General features: G+C 58.0%; 6 protein-coding genes. 5 read left to right on the forward strand and 1 reads right to left on the reverse strand.

Features of this window, described 5'->3' with window-relative positions:
• Positions 1-13 precede the first annotated feature (13 nt).
• Positions 14-436, forward strand: coding sequence for a type III secretion system chaperone (locus MYB54_RS10605; protein ID WP_205537345.1), 423 nt, complete (start codon positions 14-16; stop codon positions 434-436).
• 20 nt (positions 437-456) lie between these two features.
• Here MYB54_RS10605 and MYB54_RS10610 read toward each other — a convergent pair whose 3' ends face one another.
• The gene (locus tag MYB54_RS10610) at positions 457-1122 is read right to left on the reverse strand and encodes a GntR family transcriptional regulator (RefSeq protein WP_039286325.1); all 666 of its coding nucleotides are present in this window, start codon (positions 1120-1122) and stop codon (positions 457-459) included.
• A 333-nt stretch (positions 1123-1455) separates the two neighbouring features.
• Here MYB54_RS10610 and MYB54_RS10615 point away from each other — a divergent pair, with 333 nt between their 5' ends.
• The 4 genes from MYB54_RS10615 to MYB54_RS10635 are packed head-to-tail and all read left to right on the forward strand — an operon-like array spanning position 1456 to position 21647.
• Entirely contained in the window at positions 1456-3120 is a 1665-nt protein-coding gene (locus MYB54_RS10615; protein WP_248721909.1) for a ShlB/FhaC/HecB family hemolysin secretion/activation protein, read from the forward strand.
• A gap of 46 nt (positions 3121-3166) precedes the next feature.
• Positions 3167-20842, forward strand: coding sequence for a hemagglutinin repeat-containing protein (locus tag MYB54_RS21980; protein WP_305883914.1), 17676 nt, complete (start codon positions 3167-3169; stop codon positions 20840-20842).
• 9 nt (positions 20843-20851) lie between these two features.
• Entirely contained in the window at positions 20852-21139 is a 288-nt protein-coding gene (locus MYB54_RS10630; protein WP_248721910.1) for a hypothetical protein, read from the forward strand.
• Positions 21129-21647 (forward strand): O-acetyl-ADP-ribose deacetylase, encoded by a 519-nt coding sequence (locus MYB54_RS10635; RefSeq protein WP_248721911.1) that lies wholly within the window; start codon positions 21129-21131, stop codon positions 21645-21647. Before MYB54_RS10630 ends, MYB54_RS10635 begins: the two co-directional genes overlap by 11 nt.
• Positions 21648-21746 lie beyond the last annotated feature (99 nt).

The raw sequence follows: 21746 nt of genomic DNA on the forward strand, positions 1-21746 counted from the left end.
ACAGGAGAACAGAATGACACCCACACAACAGCATATTACTCGGTTATTACGCCATTACGGCGCGCTCAGCCGTACTCAACTGGGCTTGCAGGACGGCATCTGTGCGCTACGCGAACCTGACGGTCAGGAGGCGGTGGTGTTGGAAGTCCCCGCCAGCAGCGGCGTGCTGCTATTACACAGCGATGTGATGCGATTTCAGGGGGAGGTTAGCACGGCGGTGTACCAACTCATGCTGATGCTTAACTTTGAAATGGCGGCGATGAAAGGCTGCTGGCTGGCGCTGGATGAGAATACGACGCTGCGTTTGTGCACTCAGCACACTGCAGAATCGCTGGATGAACCCAGCTTTACCGCGCTGCTGCCCGCGTTTATCAGTCAGGCAAAAGAAACCCGACTGCTGATTCGCGGCTTGTTGCCACGACTCATGGCGGCGTAGCGCGGTTGAGCCACGTCATGCTATTGATCGATGGCAATAAAGGCCAGCATCGTTTCACTGCCGTCCAGAATATCGGATTGGATGGCCTGTCGAGCGGCGCTGGCATCGCGCTGCTGTAGCGCCGCGAAGACCTCTTCGTGATGTTCGATCGCCATTTGCACGGAAAAATGCGCATAGGCCTGCGCAATTAGCGGGCCGGTGCGCATCCACAGGCTACCGATAAACTGCGTCAGCAGCGGCATGCGTGCCGCCTGCGCCAGAAACAGGTGAAATTCGCTATTTAACCGCAGCGCTTCGCGTAGATTTTTCTCGTCAATCGCCAGACGATTCTGGCGAATATTCTCTTCAATCTGCTCCAGCATCTTCGGCGTAATGTGCGCAGCAGCCTGCTCGGCTCCCGTGCCTTCCAGCGCCAGCCGCAATGTGCGGATCTCGATAAACTGGGCTTCGGTCAATTGAGGGACGCGGATATCGCGCGGCGTCTTGAGCACCAGCGCCTGTTCTTTCGCCAGTTGCAGAATCGCATCTCGCACCGGCGTGACGCTGGTACCAACCTGTGCGGCGAGTTCCCGTATTCTCAGACGATCGTCCGGTTTGAGTTGGCCGGTAATTAATGCCTCACGCAGCATGGTATAAACGCTGGAACCCAGATAGCTGTGATTGATCTGCCCAATTGGATAATTCACTGTTCCCCCAGAGAGAAGCGCCACGCAACGTGATGAGATAAACATGAGTTCGCACCGCAACGACCCGCGGTGATGAGGCGTTAATATACAATATGATGCATCAACGAGGCTATGGGGTGAGAGATCGCATGGGTGAGGAATCAACAAGAAAAGGTCATGAAATACGCAGTAGGGTATGACGAGGCGTAACCAACCTAAAATTATTGGTTAAGGAAGTATTTTATCGCGACTTAACGCAAACCCATTGTCATAAAATTATATATTACCTGACATATTGAGCTTGGTAATTAACGGTTCTACTATGCCAAAAAAATTATTATCAGGGATGAAACCATGCGTGGTTTTTTCAGGCTGACTTTTATCATGCCTGCGCTATTTTCTTATACCGTATTTTCCGCGTCGCTTAATCCGGCAGACCGAAATGACATTCAGCAGCGGCAGGCCGAGGTGATCGACCAGTCTCGGCAGCAGCGCGATGCTTTATTACAGTTAAATCAACCTCAAACGACGATAAATCCCAATGGCAGAAGCGATGCCGGGCACTGCTTTTTCATTAAGGATATTACTTATCACAATAGCTCCCTGCTGCGTGAAAAAGATAAAAATAGGTTAAATAAAGATTATATTAATCGTTGTCTTAATGTTAATGATATAAATCAGCTGATTCATGACGTCAGTAATTGGTATATCGAACGGGGTTATATCACCAGTCGAGCCTTTATTGCTGAGCAAGATCTTTCTGGCGGCGTATTGCAGATTGATATTCTGGAAGGTCGCCTCGAATCTATTAATCTTAATAACCAATCAACGTGGGCATTAAAACAGGTTTTCCCAGGGCTGGAAGGCAAAATTCTCAATCTCCGGGATATCGAACAGGGCATGGAACAGCTCAACCGCATGCCGACGCAGCAGGTGAGCATCGAAATTCAGCCTGGCAGCCAGCCCGGCTATTCCATCGTCAACCTGACCAGTAAGAAACAGATTCCGCTGACGGCAAACATCGGTTTTGATAATAGCGGGCAGAAAAGCACCGGAGAGCGGCAGCTAAGCGGCGGTCTGTGGGCGGATAACGTGCTGGGGTTGGCCGACCAGTGGTTTGTCAACGGCGGGCACAGCAGCGAGTTTCGCGATAGCCGCAATGTCGAGAGCTTACAGGCGGGCATGTCGTTGCCCTATGGTTACTGGACGCTCAGCTACGACTACTCGCAAAGCCGCTATCGCAATGACTTCATCAACCGGGATTTTCTCTGGCATTCAACCGGCGACAGTCAGACGCACCGCGCCACGCTGTCACGTGTGGTGTTTCGCAACGGCGACATGAAAACCAGCCTCTCGGCGGGCCTGTCGCACCGTATCGGAAAGAACTACCTGAACGATGTATTACTGCAAATCAGCAGCCGTAAACTCAGCAGTGCGATTATTGGCATCAATCATAGCCAGAAACTGTGGGGCGGGCTGGCGACGCTGAATCCGGCTTATAGCCGGGGAACGCGCTGGTTCGGTGCAGAAAGCGATGAAGGGAAATCTGACGATGCGTTCCGCGCTGAGTTCAACAAGGTAACGCTGGCGGCCAGTTATTACTACCCGATCGCAGACAACCTCCATTACCTCACCAACCTCTACGGCCAGTACTCACCGCAGCGCCTGTATGGCAGCGAACAGGTCACGCTGGGCGGGGAAACCTCCGTACGGGGTTTCAAGGAGCAGTATCTCTCAGGCAATCGCGGTGGTTACTGGCGCAACGAACTCAACTGGCGGGCGGCGCAGCTGCCGCTGTTGGGCAGCGTCACCCTGACGGCGGCGGTGGACGGCGGGCATCTTTTCTCACATCAGGCCGAAAGCGAATCGGCGGGCACGCTGTGGGGCGCGGCGGTAGGGGCAGGTGTCGCGAATCAATATCTATCACAACAAATCACGGTTGGCTGGCCATTGGCACATCCTGACTGGCTAAAACCGGATAGTGCCGTGGTGTATTACCGCGTTGGGCTATCTTTTTAACTATTTTTCCTTTTTCGTTGTTAATCGTTGAGACCGGGATTCAGGGATGAAACCAATAAAAACCACACAGCGCCTGCTGGCGTATACGCTGATCCACCTGATTGCATTTCAGCCGCTGCTGCCGGCGATGGCGGCGGGCGTGCAGGTCGCGACGGGCAATACCGCGCTGGATCAGGCCGGCAACGGCGTCCCGGTCATCAATATCGCCACGCCAAACAGCGCGGGGATCTCCCACAACCAGTACCACGATTTTAACGTCGACAAGCCCGGTCTGATCCTGAATAACGGCACAGAACAGCTCAATCCCACGCAGCTCGGCGGGCTGATACAGAACAACCCCAACCTGAAAGGCAAGGCTGCCGACGCCATCATCAACGAAGTGGTGTCCACCAACCGCAGTACGCTGGCTGGCTACCTGGAAGTCGGCGGCAAGCAGGCCAGCGTCATCGTGGCCAACCCCAACGGCATCACCTGCGACGGCTGCGGCTTTATCAACGCCCCGCAGGTGACGCTGACCACCGGAAAACCACAGCTGGACGCGCAGGGAAATCTGCAACATATCGACGTGAAGCGCGGCGATATCACGCTGACCGGGCAGGGGCTGGATGCGAGCAAGAGTGACTACCTCAGCCTGATTGCCCGCACCGCGCAGATTGATGCCGGGCTGAATGCCAACGATGCGCGGATTGTGCTGGGGGCTAATCAGGTCGATGTCAATGGTACGGTCACCGCGCAGGCGGCGGACAGCGGCGTGGCTGGCAGTAATGTAAAAGTCGCGCTGGATACGGGCGCGTTGGGTGGCATGTACACCAACCGCATCAAACTGGTTTCCAGCGATAAGGGCGTGGGCGTCAACGTCGGCAACCTGAGCGCGCGCAGCGGGGATATCACGCTGTCGGCCAACGGCAAGCTCAGCCTCGGCGATGCGGTAGCGAAAGGCACTATTCAGGCGGATGCGGACGCGCTGGCATTGCGGGGCAAGCAGCAGGCGGGTGAAGCCCTGACGCTGAACGCGAAGCAGGACATTACGCTGCAGGACGCCACGCTGCGGGCCGGGAAGGATATCGCTCTCCGGTCAGACGGGGCGCTGAACGCGCACAACAGCGTCATCAGTGCCGGCGTCGATGCACAGGGCACGGTCAACGCCGCCAATCAACTCATCCTCAAAGGTGACAATGTCACTCTTAACGCAACCCAGCTTGCCGCGGGCAAGGTGACGGTCGGAGCGGGGCACTCGCTGCAGCAGGATGCGAAAAGCGGTATCAAGGCAGAATCGGCGCTTGAGATGCGCGGCGGCACGATGTCGCTGGCGGGTAGCGCGGGCGCGGAAAACGTGCGACTGGAAGCAAAGACCCTTAACGGTGCCGGCAGCACCCAGCTTCAGGCGAAGAACAATACCACGGTGCGCGTTACGCAGCAGGGCGACTGGCAGGGGAATCTGACGGCCGGTAATGTGCTGACCGTTGAGGGTGGGCCGTTGTTACAGCGCGGTACGCTGGCAGGGAAAACCCTCACGCTGACGCTGGATGCGCTGGATAACCGCGGCGATATCGCTGCGTTGCAGGCACTGACGTTCGGCGGCGGTGACATAACGAACAGCGGCACATTAGCGGCGGCCGAGCGATTGACGGTTAACGCACAGCGCCTGGACAACCGCGGATTACTCAGCGCCCGGAGCGAGCTGAAACTTGAACTGCAGACGGCGCTGAACAATCAGGGCAATATCCTGACCGATAATCAGCTGTTTTTGCTGGCCGGCAACATCAGCAACGGTGGGACGCTGCAGGCCGCCACGCTGACCGCACAGGCTAACCAGTTCACCAGTCAGGGCGAGGTGACCGCGAACGCACTTGACCTGACCAGCCAGACGACAGAGAACCACGGCACTATCAACGCCCGGCAGATGCTGGCGCTGCACGGCGGCAGTCTGGTGAACCGCGGCACGCTCAGCGCGGGTGAGAAACTGGCGCTGACGCTGGGTGATTCACTGGATAACCGCAGCCTGATGCAGGCGGGCAACACCCTGCAGATAACCGCTGACCGTCTCAGTAATGACGGCACGCTCACCGCCCCTGACTTACAGCTGCACACCGGCTCGCTCGCCAATCAGGGGACACTGCAGGCCGACAACGCGCTGCAGCTGGACGCCACGCGTTCACTGACGCAATCCGCCCAAGGCATGCTGCTGGCGGGCACCGACCTGACGATAAACGCGGGACAGGCGGAGACCGACGGTGCGATTCAGGCGCAGCAGTTTCTGCTGAATGCCGAACGCTGGCTCAATACGGGCAAGACCAGTATTACCCGCGACGGACAGATTACCGCCGGGCAACTGGACAACCGCGGTAGCCTGTTGACGGCAGGCAACTGGACCATTCACAGCGATGTCGCCAGTAATGACGGTACGCTGCAGGGCAATGTGCTGACGATTCAGGCCAATACTCTCACGAATAGCTGGCAGGCACAGGCGAAGGGGGCGGTGAACCTGACCGTCGCCGATACCTTTACCAATCGCGGCGACTGGCTCAGCGGGGAGACGCTGCGTCTTCAGGCGGCGAAGACCGAGAACCGGGGCTCGCTGCAGGCGCTAACCCTGACAGTAGACGGCGCATCTTTCGACAACCACGGCACGGTCAGCGGTATCAATAATCTGTCGCTTTTCTTAACCGGCCATCTGGATAACGCCGGTACGCTACAGAGTAATGAGCTTCGTGCGGAAGCGGCACAGCTTGATAATCAGAGCACGCTTCAGGGCACCGACGCGTTGACGCTGGCTATCACTGGCAATCTGGCGAATACCGGTACGCTGCGGGGCAATCGGCTTCGTGTGGATGCGGCACAGCTTGATAATCAGAGCACGCTTCAGGGCACCGACGCGTTGACGCTGGCTATCACTGGAAATCTGGCGAATACCGGTACGCTGCGGGGCAATCGGCTTCGTGTGGATGCGGCACAGCTCGATAATCAGGGCACGCTGCGGGGCACGGACGCGTTGACGCTGGCGATAACCGGCAACCTGTCGAATCAGGGCGAGCTGCTGAGCGACGGTGACAGCACCACGACGACACAGCGGTTTATCAATCAGGGCACCTTGCAGGCGAAAAACGTCGTGCTGCAGGTGGATGAACTGGATAACGCGGGAACGATTTTCGGGATTTCCTCACTGGCGTTGACGGCTACTCAGGGTCTGACCAACCGGCAGACGGGCAAGCTGCTGTCTCAGGGCGCGGCGGTGCTGACGGCGGCGGAGGGCGTGAATACCGGAGAGTGGCAGGCGAAAGCGCTGACGCTGACGGCGAATAATCTCACCAATGACGGCCAGATCCAGGGCGATGACGCCTTGTCTCTGACGCTGCCAACGGCAGACAGCAAAGGGACGTTAATCAACCGCGGCACGCTGACCACGGGTGGGGACGCCACGCTGTTCGCGCGCCTGATGGAGAATCAGGGCACGCTCTCCAGTCTGGGGCGTACTGAACTGACAGCGGCGTCGCTGATGAACGACGGCCGAGTGGTTGCGGCGACGGGGCTGTCGCTGCGCGGCGACTATCAGGGGCGTGGCCTGTTGAACACGGCAGGTACACTGACGCTGCATGGCGACACGCTGGTTAACGGCGGGCACTGGGAAAGCCGGGCGCTGTCCCTGCAAGGGAAGCACTTGACCAATCAGGGCACGGTGCTGGGGAACACGGTCGCGCTGTCTCTGGATCGTCTGGTTAACCACGGTGACATCACCGGTGTCGATGCGCTAACGCTGTCGCTCGGCGACAGCCTGAATAATATCGGCACGTTGCGCAGCGACAGCCTGTCGGTTGCAGCGGTGGACGTGAACAACCGCGGCGACATGCAGGGTATTAATACTCTGCAACTGAACACCACCGGTCTGCTGGATAACGCGGGCGTCATCAGCGGCAGCAATACGCTGGCGGTGACAGCCGGTGACGTCAAACAGGGCGGCACGCTGGAAGGAAAAACCGTCACGCTGGACGCTGCCTCGCTGACCAATCAGGGCAAGATGCTGGGTGTGGATGCGCTGACGCTCGCCATTGTGGGCACGGTCACGAACAGTGGGAATGTGCTGACGCAGGGCACCGGTTCGGTTGCCGCTCAGCAGGTGGACAATAGCGGCCTGATGCAGGCAGCGTCCCTCTTGCTTGATGCGGATGAGGTTACTAATGCCGGGCAGCTGCTGGGGATTGACGCGCTGTCCATCACCGCACAGCATGGGCTGACCAATCAACAAACCGGCACATTGCTGACGCAGGGCGCGGCGGTGTTACAGGCTGCGCAGGCGGCGAACCACGGCGAGTGGCGGGCGGATAACCTGTCGCTGCGGGCTGCACGCTTCACCAACGCAGGACGGGTTCAGACCGAAGGTAATATGGACATCGCCATAGAATCCGCGGGTGCCCTTCATCAACGTTCACTCCTGCCAATGGCGCTGTCGCTGGCGGCAGATATCCAGCAACTCAATGCGCAGCCTTCCCCTCAGATTGGGTTACCTGTCGACGGCAAACTGGACAACCGCGGCACACTGGTCTCCGGGGGCGACATCCAGCTGCGCGCCACGCAGCTAGCCAATCAGGGCTCCCTCGCCAGCAACGGCACGGCAACCCTTATCGGTGAGACGGTGGCGAATGACGGCGATATCGTGGCCGTCACCGGGCTGTCACTGGTGGGCCATTATCAGGGCAGCGGGTCGCTGCAGACTGACGGTCTGCTGGACTGGTCCGGTGCGACGCTCACCAACCGCGGGCGCTGGCAGGCGAATGCCATTCAGTTGCAGGGAATAACGCTGGATAATCAGGGCACGCTGCTGGGGCAGCGCACCGACATCACGGCCGATAGCCTGTTTAACAGCGGCGAAGTCGCCGGGGTTGAGGCACTGCAACTGACTGTTGCCGATAGCCTGACCAATCAGGGGCAACTGTATGGGGCGACGTTAGGGCTGTCGGCGACCGACCTGTTCAATCAGGGTGAACTCTCCGGTGACGCGCTGCACCTGACGCTGCAGGATGCGGCTCGCAATAGCGGTCTTATCAGCGGCAGCCAGCGGGTACAGCTTGAGGCAGGTCAGGTCGACCAGTTGGGTTCACTGGAAAGCCGCCAGTTGCAGGTGCAGGCGAACGCACTGGACAATCAGGGCACGATGCTGGGTGTCGATGCGCTGACGCTGGCGATTAACACCACGGCGCGCAACAGCGGAAAATGGCTGAGTCAGGGCGACAGTACGCTGACCGCCAGCCGACTGGAAAACCGTGGGCAATGGCAGGCGAAGACGCTGACGCTGACGGCCGATGAGGTCGGGAATGCCGGCCAGCTGTTGGGACTGTCGGCGCTGACGCTGACGGCGAAAAACCGTCTGGACAATGCGAAAACCGGCCAACTGCTCACTCAGGGGCTGGCAGTGCTGAACGCGGCCGAGGCGAGCAATGACGGTGAATGGCAGGCAGACAGCCTGACGCTCGACGCGCAGAACCTGATTAACCGCGGGCACCTTCAGGGCGACCAGTCACTGAAGCTGACGCTGGCAAACGGTGATGTAGACAATAAAGGTACGTTGTGGAGCAAGAACACCGATATTGCTGCCCGTACGCTGACCAACGCGGGTGAGATGACCGGCGTGAACGGTCTGCAACTGACGCTGGATGAGGCCTTAACCAATCAGGGGGCGCTGAGCAGCTATCACCTGACCGCGCAGGCCGACAGGCTGGACAACCGAGGAAAAATTAACGGCCTTGACCGGCTCGAACTGACAGTCGGTGACAGCCTCACCAATACCGGCACGCTGTACGGGGCGGCGCTGACGCTGAACGCGAACGACCTGACCAACAGTGGCACGCTCACCGGCGTCGACAGCCTGTCTCTGAACCTAAATGGAACGCTGAATAACACGCGTGACATCAGCAGCAATGCGCTGACGCTCAAAGCCAATGACGTATTCAACCACGGTACCCTGACGGGCGTGAACGGGCTGACGCTAGAGCTCGGCAATCAGCTGGATAATCAGGGAACGCTGAACAGCCAGGCGCTCGCCATTGCTGCCCGCGACGTGACCAACGGCGGACTGCTTAATGGCACGCGCAGCCTGCAACTGATGCTGGACGGCACCCTGAGCAACACCGGTGACCTCACCAGCCAGCGCATCGATATCACCGCGGCTGACGTGCTCAACCATGGTCAGGTGCTGGGTTCGGACGATCTGCAAGTCGATCTGCGTAATAAACTGGATAACCGCGGTTTAATCAGCGGCAGCACCACGCTGGGTATCGTTGCGAACGATATCGACCAGCAGGGGACGCTGGAAGCGCGCGCGCTGACGGTGGACGCGCAGACGCTGGATAACCACGGAAAAATGCTGGGCGTCGATGCGCTGACGCTGGCGATTGCGGGGACGGCCCGCAATCAGGGCAAATGGCTGAGTCAGGGCAGCAGCACGCTGACGGCAGATCGGGTTGACAATCACGGCCAGTGGCAGGCGGGCGACATTACGCTGCAGGCCAGCGAGCTGACTAACAACGGACAGATTTTTGGTATTGATGCGTTGTCGCTGAGCGCCGCCAACGGCCTGACGAATCAGCAAAACGCGAAACTCCTGTCGCAGGGCGTCGCGGTACTGCGTGCCGCTACGGCGGCAAACGACGGCGACGTGCAGGCAGACCGCCTGACGTTTGACGCCCAGCAGCTGACCAACCGCGGGCGGATACAGGGTGACCACGGGTTAGCCATCGCGCTGGACCGTACCAATCCGGCCAGCCGGTTAACCAATCAGGGCACGCTGCTCTCCGGCGGTGACGGCTGGCTGAGCGCCAGCCAGCTCGACAATCAGGGCAGCGTGTCCGGCGTGGGTACGCTGACGCTCGACAGCGGGGCGATAAACAACGCGGGCACTGTGATTGCCGACGGGGCGCTGTCGCTTAATGGTGACTATCAGGGCGCAGGCCTGTTGCATACCGCCGACACGCTGACGCTGCGCGGCAATCAGTTGAACAATAGCGGACGCTGGGAAAGCCGGGCGCTGGCGCTGAACGGCGGTTCGTTCAGCAACACCGGTACGGTTATCGGTGAGCGCGGTATCACGCTGGCGCTGCGTGACGGCCTGACGGTCGGCAGCACCGGCCAACTGCTGAGCAACGGGGTCCTGCAGGCACAGGCGGGCACGGTCATGAACGACGGGCGCTGGCAGGGCAACACGCTGACGCTGACGGCGGATGACGTCGGGAATGCCGGCCAGCTGCTGGGGCTGTCGGCGCTGTCGCTGACGGCGAAAAACCGTCTGGACAATGCGAAAACCGGCCAACTGCTCTCCCAGGGCCAGGCGGTGCTGAACGCGGCCGAGGCGAGCAATGACGGTGAATGGCAGGCGGACAGCCTGACGCTGGACGCGCAGCAACTGACCAACACCGGTCATATTCAGGGCGACCAGTCACTGACGCTGACGCTGGCAAACGGTGATGTAGATAATAAAGGTACGCTGTGGAGCAAGTACGCCGATATTGCTGCCCGCACGCTGACCAACGCGGGTGAGATGACCGGCGTTAACGGTCTGCAACTGGCGCTGGATGACGCCTTAACCAATCAGGGTACGCTGAGCAGCTATCACCTGACCGCGCAGGCCGACAGACTGGACAACCGTGGGAAAATCAACGGCCTTGACCGGCTCGAACTGACAGTCGGTGACAGCCTCACCAATACCGGCACGCTGTACGGGGCGGCGCTGGCGCTGAACGCGAATGACCTGACCAACAGCGGCACAATCACCGGCGTGGACAGCCTGAATCTAAACCTGAACGGGACGCTGAATAACACGCGTGACATCAGCAGTAATGCGCTGACCCTCAGGGCCAATGACGTATTCAACCACGGCACCCTGACGGGCGTGAACGGGCTGACGCTGGAGCTCGGCAATCAGCTGGATAATCAGGGCGCGCTGAACAGCCAGGCGCTTGCCATTGCCGCCCGCGACGTGACCAACGGCGGACTGCTTAATGGCGCGCGCAGTCTGCAGCTCACGCTGGATGATGGCTTGACCAACACCGGTGACCTCACCAGCCAGCGCATCGATATTACCGCGCAGGACGTGCTCAACCACGGGCAGGTGCTGGGCTCGGCCGATCTGCAACTCGATCTGCGTAATACACTGGATAACCGCGGTTTAATCAGCGGCAGCACCACGCTGGGTATCGTTGCAAACCATATCGACCAGCAGGGGACGCTGGAAGCGCGGGCGCTGAAGGTGGACGCGCAGACGCTGGATAATCACGGAAAAATGCTGGGCGTGGATGCGCTGACGCTGGCAATTGCGGGGACGGCCCGCAATCAGGGTAAATGGCTGAGCCAGGGCCGCAGCACGCTGACGGCGGATCGGGTTGACAATAACGGCGGCCAGTGGCAGGCGGGCGACATCACGCTGCAGGCCAGCGAGCTGACTAACAGCGGACAGATTTTTGGTATTGCTGCGTTGTCATTGAGTGCCGCCAACGGCCTGACGAATCAGCAAAACGCGAAACTTCTGTCACAGGGCGTCGCGGTACTGCGTGCCGCGAGCGTGACAAACGATGGCGACGTGCAGGCAGACCGCCTGACGTTTGAGGCACAGCAACTGACCAACCGCGGGCGGATGCAGGGGGACCACGGGTTAGCCATCACGCTGGATCGCGCCAACCCCGCCAGCCGGTTAACCAATCAGGGAACGCTGCTCTCCGGCGGTGACGGCTGGTTGAGCGCCAGCCAGCTCGACAATCAGGGCACCGTGTCCGGCGTGGGTATGCTGACGCTCGACAGCGGGGCGATAAACAATGCGGGCAACGTGATTGCCGACGGGGCGCTGACGCTCAATGGTGACTATCAGGGCGCAGGCCTGTTACATACCGCCGACACGCTGACGCTGCGCGGCAATCAGTTGAACAACAGCGGACGCTGGGAAAGCCGGGCGCTGGCGCTGAACGGGAGTTCTTTCAGTAACGCTGGCACGGTTATCGGTGAGCGTGGTATCACGCTGGAACTGCGTGACGGCCTGACGGTCGGCAGCGACGGTCAACTGCTGACCAACGGGGCCCTGCAGGCGCAGGCGGGCACGGTCATGAACGACGGATTCTGGCAGGGCAACACGCTGGCGCTGTCCGCAAACGGCCTGACAAACGGTGGCACGCTGCTCGGTCAGGACGGGCTGCGTCTTGATTTGCCGGGCACCTATCAGGGGAATGCACAATCTCGTTTGCTGAGCGACGGTGAGGCCGTTATCACGGCCGGCCGTCTGACGCAGAGCGGTGAGATAGCCGCGGGCACGCTGCACCTGACCACTACCACGCTGGATAACAGCGGGCGCGTACTGGGCAGCAGTGGTCTGACGGTCACCAACCGTGATGAGCTGATTAACCGCGCCGGAGCGGAACTGCTGACCAACGGCGCAGGCCGCCTCGACAGCGGCACGCTGAGTAATGCCGGTACGCTGCAGGCAAACGACCTGCAACTGCGCGCTAATGGAATCGACAATCAGGGCCGTATTCAGGGCACCGATGCGCTGCGCCTGCTTGATGTGCTGCGCTATGTCGGTGATAAAAGCAGCCAGCTGCTCAGCAAAGGCGTCGCGACACTGAATGCCAAACAGACGGACAACGCCGGTTTATGGCAGGCGGGCACGCTGACGCTGAACGGTGACACGTTCCGCAATAGCGGCACGGTGGCGGGGCTGAACCGCCTGTCGCTCAGCGGCGACGCACTGAACAATCAGGGCGAACTGTTCTCACAGGGCACGGTGACGTTAACCGGCACGACGCTGAAAAACAGCGGCACGCTGACGGGCGTTGGCGGCTTTACGCTGCAGTTCACCGACCGCGTGGATAACCTGGCAACGGGGCGATTGCTGAGCGGCGGCACGGGCGAACTGACGACGGATGTGCTGAACAATCAGGGGCTGTGGCAGTCGGACGCGTTACACCTGACCGCCCGTGACCTTGAACAGCAGGGCAACCTGCTGGGCGTACAGCGAGGGACGCTGCAGCTGAGCGGCTCGTATCAGGGCGCGCAGGGCAGCCAACTGGTCAGCGGTGGCGACCTCAGTCTGACAGCGCATGACATCACCAACCGCGGGCAGATACAGGGCCGCACCCTGACGCTGGGTGCGGAGGCACTCGATAATCACGGCTCCCTGCGCGGCGACCGTGCGCTTAATGCCACCGTCACCGGCCAGTTTACCCATGCCTCGCAGGCACGTCTGAGCAGCGACGGCACGCTGAACGTGCAGGCGGCGGCGTTGGACAATCAGGGCGACATCAAGGCCGCCACCACCACGCTGACGGGCGATACGCTAACCAACGGCGGCACGGTGCAGGGCACCGCGGCATTGCAACTGGACGCGACAGACCGCATCGTTAACCAGCAGGGCGGACAACTGTTATCCGACGGGACGACGACGTTAAATGCGGCGGCGGTGGACAACCTCGGCTGGCTGCAGGGGCGCGGGCTGGCGCTGAACACCGCGCAGTTGACCCAGCAGGGCAGCCTGATGGTGCAGGACAAACTGACGCTGAAAATCCCGCGGTGGGTGAACAACGGGCTGGTACAGGCGGGCGAACTGGAGATTATCGTCGATGAACTGGACAACCACGGCACGCTGCTGGGCTTAACGCAACTGGCGCTGCAGACGCAGCGGCTGATTAACCGGCAAGGGGCGAAGCTCTACAGCGCGCAGGACCTGCGCCTGAAAACACAGGAACTGCAGCAGGACGGGCAACTGGTGGCGCTGGGCAACCTGAGCGCCGACATTACCGGGCCGCTGACCTTCACGCAAAGCATGGCGGCCGGGAAACAACTGACGCTGAACGTGGCGGGCGACCTCGACCAGCGCGGCACCCTGCAGGGGCAATCCGTCCAACTGACCAGCACCGGCACGCTGACCAACCAGGGCAATATTCTGGCGGGCGGCGGGGAATCACGCCTCAGCGCCAAAGACATTGTACAGGCAGAGGCGGGCAGCATTCAGGCGGGCGGTAACCTGACGCTGGTGAGTGAGAACACGCTGAATAACAAGGGACTGATTGGCACCACGGGCGACCTGCTGGTGCAGGCCGGTGGCCTGTTACACAACAGCAGCATGCTTTACGCGGGCGGCAATATGCGTCTGCTGTCGGATTCTCTCACCAACGTGTTCGGCACCATTCTGGCGGGCAATAATCTGTGGGTGCAGCGCGATGCGCAGGGCAATGCCAGCACCTCGCTGCTCAACAGCTCCGGCACCATTGAAACGCAATCCGGTGATATCACCATTAACACCGGCACGCTGACCAATCAGCGTGAGGGACTGGTGGTGACGGAAACGGCGTTGGCTGGAGAGTCTGTTCCTGAGTGGGCAGGGAAAACTAAAGTCGATATCCCGATTGAGTGGTTTAAGCCGGGAGATTATGGAATTGTTACATTCCATGACTCAGAAGATCATGGGGTAAATAGAAATTCTTATTCTGCTATATATGTTCCGTTTGAACATGCTGATATTCAGAAATTTGTTATTAAAAGTAACTCTATTGATGTGGTCGCAAAAAATGCTGAAGGTAATCTTCGCTCAGGTAATGATTTATATATTAATGCCAGTGTTTTTAATAACCAGGCTTCGATTGTTTTTTCTGTAAAGAATTTATCCTTGTCTGGATATGAGTTAAATAATCAATCTTATCATTCAGGTTTTTCAACGGAGTATTTGACTTATATATATGATAAGAGATCAGTAGGTGGATATTCTTATACGAACAGCTCGCTTAGGCCGAATGAATATTACTCTAATGGAAGGCTGGCTAATTCTAATTATTTTGTTAAAGATAGAGACTATAATAACGCAAATAGATGGCGTTTTATGCGTTATATATTATCAGGCACCCCAGTAACCGAAAAAACTGAGGGTGAAAGCTATAACGCGTTAATTCAGGCGGGCGGTACTATTACCGCCGATTTCAAACAGGATATCAGTAATACCACGCTGCAGCCGGGCAGCGGCGGGTTTATGCCAGCGTCCACCAAACCGGTGCTGGATGCCATCACCACGCTGTCGCCATTGCAGAAACAAACCACGCGCCAACTGGTCAGTCAGGATTCGTCGTTTAACGCGGGTGCGGTCGACGTCACCAAAGCAGGGAACGGACCGGCGACGCTGGCGGGCAATGCCGCAGACGTGAATGCGACGGGCAAAACCGTGACGCTGACACAGCAGTCTGGCACCGCGCTGCAAGCGGGCACACAGGCGGACAACATCACCACGGCCATCGCGGTGCCGAATACTGCCGGGCCGCTGACGCTCAACACCGGTGACGCAGTGGTGTTATCGCCTTCTGCTTCCGGCCACGTCAGTAATCCTGATGCGGTCACGCTGACGCCACAGTCTGGCACTGCGCTGCAAACCGGCGCGCAGGCGGACAACATCACGGCGACGATTACGGCACCGAATACTACAGGGCCGCTGACGCTGAACACCGACGGTGCGGTGGCGTTACAACCTTCAACCTCCGGCCATGTCAGCAACCCTGATGCGGTCGCGCTGTCGTCGACGGGTCAACGGCCCGATGCGGGCAAGAGCCTGACGCCGGTTAACGTGGACAACACCGCGGCGGGCGTCACGATAGCAGGCACGGTAGGTACTCCCGCCACATTGACCACACCGGGCATGGCCGCGATTGATGCACCGAAGCCGACGGTCAGTGCAGATACCCCGCCGGGCGGGGCGACGCCTTCTGCGCCACAACCTCTCTCTGCCGCAGACTTGCTGAGCGCCATCGGCAACGGCCTGCAAAACCTGAGCACCAACCCGCTTGCCGAGTACCCGCTGCCGACCGGCAATAACGGGCTGCTGGTTGTCGACCCGAATGCCGACAGCCGCTACCTGATCCACACCAACCCGAAACTGGAACAGCTGGGACAGGTCGACAATGCACTGTTCAGCGATTTGCAAACGCTGCTGGGGCAACAGCCGTCAACGGTGGTACCCGTTGAAACGCGCTCGCAGTGGACGCAGGCCGACCGGGTGCTGGGCTCGTCCTATCTGCTGGACAAGCTGAATCTGGATGCAGACCACGATTACCGCTTCCTAGGCGATGCGGAGTTTGATACCCGCTATATCAGCCAGGCGGTATTGAAACAGAGCGGGCAGCGTTACCTGAACGGCACCGGCTCCGATCTGCAACAAATGCAGACGTTGCTGGATAACGCAGCGGCGGCGCAGAAAGGCATGAACCTGCAACTGGGCGTCAGTCTGACGCCGGATCAGGTCGCAAACCTCAGCCAGAGCCTGGTCTGGTGGGAAAATATCGAGGTCAACGGGCAGACCGTACTGGCACCGAAGCTGTATCTGGCGCAGGCGGATAAAAGTAACCTGCAGGGCAGCGCGATTGTCGCGAATAAGGTCGAGCTGAACGCGGGCGGCAGCGTCACCAACAGCGGCACGCTCAGGGCGGTTGACGTGCTGGCAATCGCCAGCGGCGACAGGATTGATAACCACGAAGGCGGCCTGATCAAGTCAGACGGCGGCCTGAATCTGGTGGCGCTCAACAATATCACCAACAGCGGCAGCCGGATTGAGGGTAACACGCTGCAGCTCGCCAGCATCAACGGCGACATCATCAACCGCACCGAAAGCCGCAACTTCCAGACCGCGCAGCCGACCTCATCGCGCAGCGGCACCGGCTCGCTGGTCTTCACCGAACTGGGCAAAACCGCCGAAATCGTCGCGGGCAACAGCCTGACGCTCAGTGCGGGCAAGGATATCCGCAACGTGGCAGCTACGCTCAACGCCGGGCAGGACATGGCGCTGAATGCCAAAGGCAATGTGGCGATGGAGGCACTGACGCTGACTAATAATCGCGTCGATATCGGCTGGGGCAGCAGCAACACCGCGCTGAATACGGCCGTGCAGGGCAGCATCGTCACGGCGGGTGGTACGCTGAAAGCCGTCGCGGGTCAGGATATTCAGATCGATGCCAGCGCGCTTTCCGGTGGCACGGCGCTGACGCTGGCAGCGGGTAACGATATTCGCCTGACGGCACAGGATACGCTGAAAGAGACGCTCTATCAGGGCGGCAGCACCGCGCAGCGCCGCACGCAGGACGTGGCAAACAGCCAGCTTCTGACCGGCGGCGATCTGAGTCTGGTGGCGGGACGGGATGTGCTGTCCGACGCAGCCAGCCTGAACGCCAAAGGCAATGCGACACTGGCCGCCGGACGCGATCTGAATCTGCTGTCTCAAGAGGAAGAGACCTACAGCGGCAACTGGTGGAACCGTCACGCCGACTGGCAGCAAAACATCACCCAGCAGAGTACCGAGTTAACGACGGGCAAAGGCCTGAACCTGCAGGCCGGCAGAGACATCAATCTGCAGGCGGCTCAGGGCGTGGCGAGCGGCGCGGTGACGGCGCAGGCGGGCAACAACATCAACCTGCTGTCGGCCACCGAAACGCAGCACACCTTCTTTGAAGAAACGAAGGTCAAGAAAAAGGCCTTCTCGAAGACGGTGACGCACACGCTGCAGGAAACGTTGCAAACCAATGAGAAAGGCAGCCTGCTGTCGGGTGACAGTGTCACGATGGCGGCCAATCAGGATATCAACCTGCAAGGCTCCTCCGTGGTCGGTGACAAACAGGTCACGCTGCTGGCGAATCATGATGTCAACACCGCTGCCAGCATCGAGAACTACCAGAACTATGAAGAGCACAGCAAGAAAAAAAGCGGGCTGTTCAGCGGCGGCGGCATTGGCTTTACCATCGGTTCAACCTCGACGAGCCAGAAACTGCGTGATCAGGCCGCGACACAAAGCCAGAGCATCAGTACCCTCGGCAGTACGACCGACTCGGTGACGGTGAAGGCCGGGAACGATGTCACGATCAGCGGCACCGATATGGTGGCCGGAAAAGACATCTTCCTTCAAGGCAACAATGTCACAATCGATCCGGGCTATGACACGCGCAAACAGCAGCAGGAGTTTCAGCAGAAAACCGCGGGCCTGACCGTGGCGCTGTCCGGCGTGGTGGGCTCGGCGCTCAACAGCGCGGTGCAGAGCATTCAGGCGGCGAAAAGTGAAAGCGATGGCCGGCTGGCGCTGCTTCAGGGCATGAAGGCCGGGCTGTCCGGGTATCAGGCCTATCAGGGAAGCCAGTCTGAACTGAACAACAAAGGGGAAGCCTCTTTTGTCGGCGTCAGTATTTCTCTCGGGGCACAAAATTCACGCTCCAGCCAGACCAGCGAACAGAAGCAGAGCTTTGGCTCGACGCTCAATGCGGCGGGGGATATTGGCATTGAATCGCGCACCGGGGATATCACGGTCGCGGGCAGCCAGCTTAAGGCGGGCGGTGATGTCCTGATGAACGCGGCGCAGGATATCCGCCTGCTCTCGGCGCGTAACAGCGAGGATATCAGCGGTAAAAACAGCAGCAGTGGCGGGAATATCGGCATCAGCCTGGGCTTAAGCAACGGGAGCGCGGGGCTCAGTATTTTCGCCAACGTTAATGCGGCGAAAGGGCGGGAAACCGGTACGGGCAATAGCTGGTCAGAAACGACGGTGGATGCGGGTAACCACGTTACGCTGAAAAGCGAGCGCGACACGCGGCTGACTGGCGCGCAGGTGAACGGCGAGCGCATTGATGTCGATGCCGGACGTCATCTGCTGCTGCAAAGTCAGCAGGACAGCGAGCGTTATGATTCCAAACAGACCAGCGTGGCCGCCGGCGGCAGCTTTACCTGGGGATCGATGAGTGGCAGTGGTTACCTCAGCGCCAGCAAAGACAAGATCCACAGCAACTATGACAGCGTGCAGCAGCAGACCGGGTTCTTTGCTGGTAAAGACGGATTTGGTATAAAAACCGGTGAACACACCCAGCTTGACGCCGCAGTGATTGGCTCCACCGCCAGCGCAGAGAAAAACCGGCTGGAAACGGGGACGCTCGGCTGGAGCGGGCTCAACAACAAAGCCGAGTTCAAGGTGGAGCACAGTGGCATCGGCCTCAGCGCCAGCCCCTCGATGAGTGGCAGCATGCTCTCGACGCTGGCGATGACGGTCCCGTCGGCGCTGATGTCGCTGGGTAACAGCGGCAGTGCCGCCAGTACCACCTATGCGGCGGTGAGCGATGGCACCTTGTTGTTGCGGGATACGGCGAAGCAGGTGCAGGATATCGCTACGCTGAGTCGTGACGTTGAGCACGCGAACAACGCGCTCAGCCCGATCTTTAACAAAGAGAAAGAGCAGAAACGCCTGAAACAGGCGCAGCTGATTGGCGAAATCGGCGCGCAGGTGATGGATATCGTGCGCACGGAAGGCGAGCTGAAAGCGCAGAAAGCGGCGGAAGCCAAGGGCGACGCCAAAGTCGAACGTCCGAAAGACGGTGATTCGGCCAAGGAATGGGAAGTCTATAAAAAGGCGTTGACGGAATCACCGACCTACAAGGCCGAGATGCAGAAATACGGCACAGGCAGTGATTTCCAGCGTGCGGCACAGGCAGCCACGGCAGCGATCCAGGCCCTGGCGGGTGGTGACATCCAGAAAGCGATTGCCAGCGGTGCATCACCGTATCTGGCGCAGTTGGTGAAAGACGTCACGATACCGAAGGATGAAAGCAAAATCACGGCATCGGATATCGCGGCCAACGCGATGGCGCACGCGGTGGTGGGTGCAGTAGTCGCGCAACTGTCGGGTCAGGATGCGGCAGCGGGAGCGATTGGTGCCTCCAGCGGCGAACTGGCCGCCCGTGCCATCATGGCCGCACAATACCCCGGCAAGACGGCAAACGACCTGACGGAAGAGGAAAAGCAGTCAGTCAGCGCGCTTTCCACGCTGGCCTCCGGGCTGGTATCCGGTCTGGCAAGCAACAGCACCGCTTCCGCCGCCAGCGGCGCACAGTCCGGGCGTAATGCGGTTGAGAATAACTATCTGAACAAAGGAAGACCGGTTGCGTTTGCTGAAAAACTGAAAGCATGTAACGGTGATCCGTCCTGTGAACAAGGTATGCGCAAGGACATGGCGAAGGAGTCGGCGGAGAATATCCAGAAGCTGAAGTCCTGTTGGGATGCGGGAGATAGCGCCTGTGTTACAGCGATGCGCAGTCAGATAGAAACGGACGGGAAAGCCTATGCGCAACTTGGCGTACAGGATGCACTGGCGGGGCGCAGCTACGAAAACAGTGCGAACTGGTATGCCGACATTATCGATCAGTGTGGAGGAAAGTGTGGCTGGCTGGAGTCAGCGCTGGCGAAGACAGCCGCAGATGGCCTGACTAATGCTGTGTATGGGGCGTTAGGTACGGGGAGTGTGCCTAAGCCGGGGAAAACAGGTATTAATAATGTTGAAATCTCTGATGTTGGAAAGGGAAATTCACCAACAAATAACACTAATTCATCTCCAAAATTAGGTGAAACAAAAATTGTTAATGAGGTTAGTGTAACTCGGGTTGGTCGCTGGATGTCGCCTGATGAGTTGGCTAAAATGGAAAGTCAAGGGAAAGTTGTGCAAGGTAGTGGAGGACAAACGTTTATATCAACAAATGGCGTGAACGACTTTAAAGGGGCGGCTCCAAAGGGTTCTGTGTATGTGGAATTTGATGTCCCTAGTAATAGCTTGATTCAAGGAGGTAAAGATGGTTGGTATAAAATGTTAGGAAGTGATGCTAAGCCATCTCAGAAATATCAATTGAACAAGCAAGGTGGGGTATTAACGCCAAGTGTAAGTAATATTAATGTTGTTGACGGAAAATAGGGGGTAAAAATGAATGTAAGTTATTTTAAAGAATTTATTGCACCTCAGTTAAGTAAGTGTAAATTAACTTACAGTTCATATCCTAATGGAGATTTTGGTAGTCTGGAACGAGTGGTAATTGAGGGGGGAGGGAAAATTGCGGGTGTTGATATCTGGTCTAAAGGTTGGCTGGATATTGATATTTATGATCTACTTTTGGATGAGCAAATAATGAATTTACTTTTGGAACCAACAGAGTTTCAGCAGCAGGAGTATGCAATTTCTAAATTACTTGAGTTATTATTAAATGAAAAATAAAATCCATATAATAAATGGTGATATAACAAAGATAAACGTTGATGCCATTGTTAATGCGGCAAATGGGTCTTTGCTGGGAGGAAGCGGTGTCGATGGAGCGATCCATCGTGCCGGAGGAAAACAAATTCTAGATGAATGTCAAAAAATACGAGCTAAGCAAGGGGGCTGTAAGGTAGGCGAGGCGGTGGTTACTACTGCAGGTAACTTACCTGCTAAATATATTATTCATACCGTTGGACCATATTGGAGTGGTGGTGGTAACCGTGAGTGTGAATTGTTATATAATTGTTATTTAAATTGTTTTATTGTTGCTAATGAAAAAAATATAACAAGTATTTCTTTTCCTAATATTAGTACGGGAATTTATAAGTTCCCCAAGAAAAAAGCTGCAGAAATAGCCTTGAGAGGAATTAAAGATAGCCTATCTTTATACGAAAATATTCAAAGAGTTAATATTGTATGTTTTGAAATAGATAATTATTTAATCTACCAGGATATAATTAGTTAGTTATAAACGAATATGAACTGATTTTTTACTGTGGAGCGTAATGCGCTAAGTGATATTATTGAGAGTAAAGTCTCAGGTATATCGTAGGAGGAGAAATAT

It is taken from the genome of Pectobacterium nicotianae (assembly GCF_023272715.1).
GTDB classification, from domain to species: Bacteria; Pseudomonadota; Gammaproteobacteria; order Enterobacterales; family Enterobacteriaceae; genus Pectobacterium; species Pectobacterium brasiliense.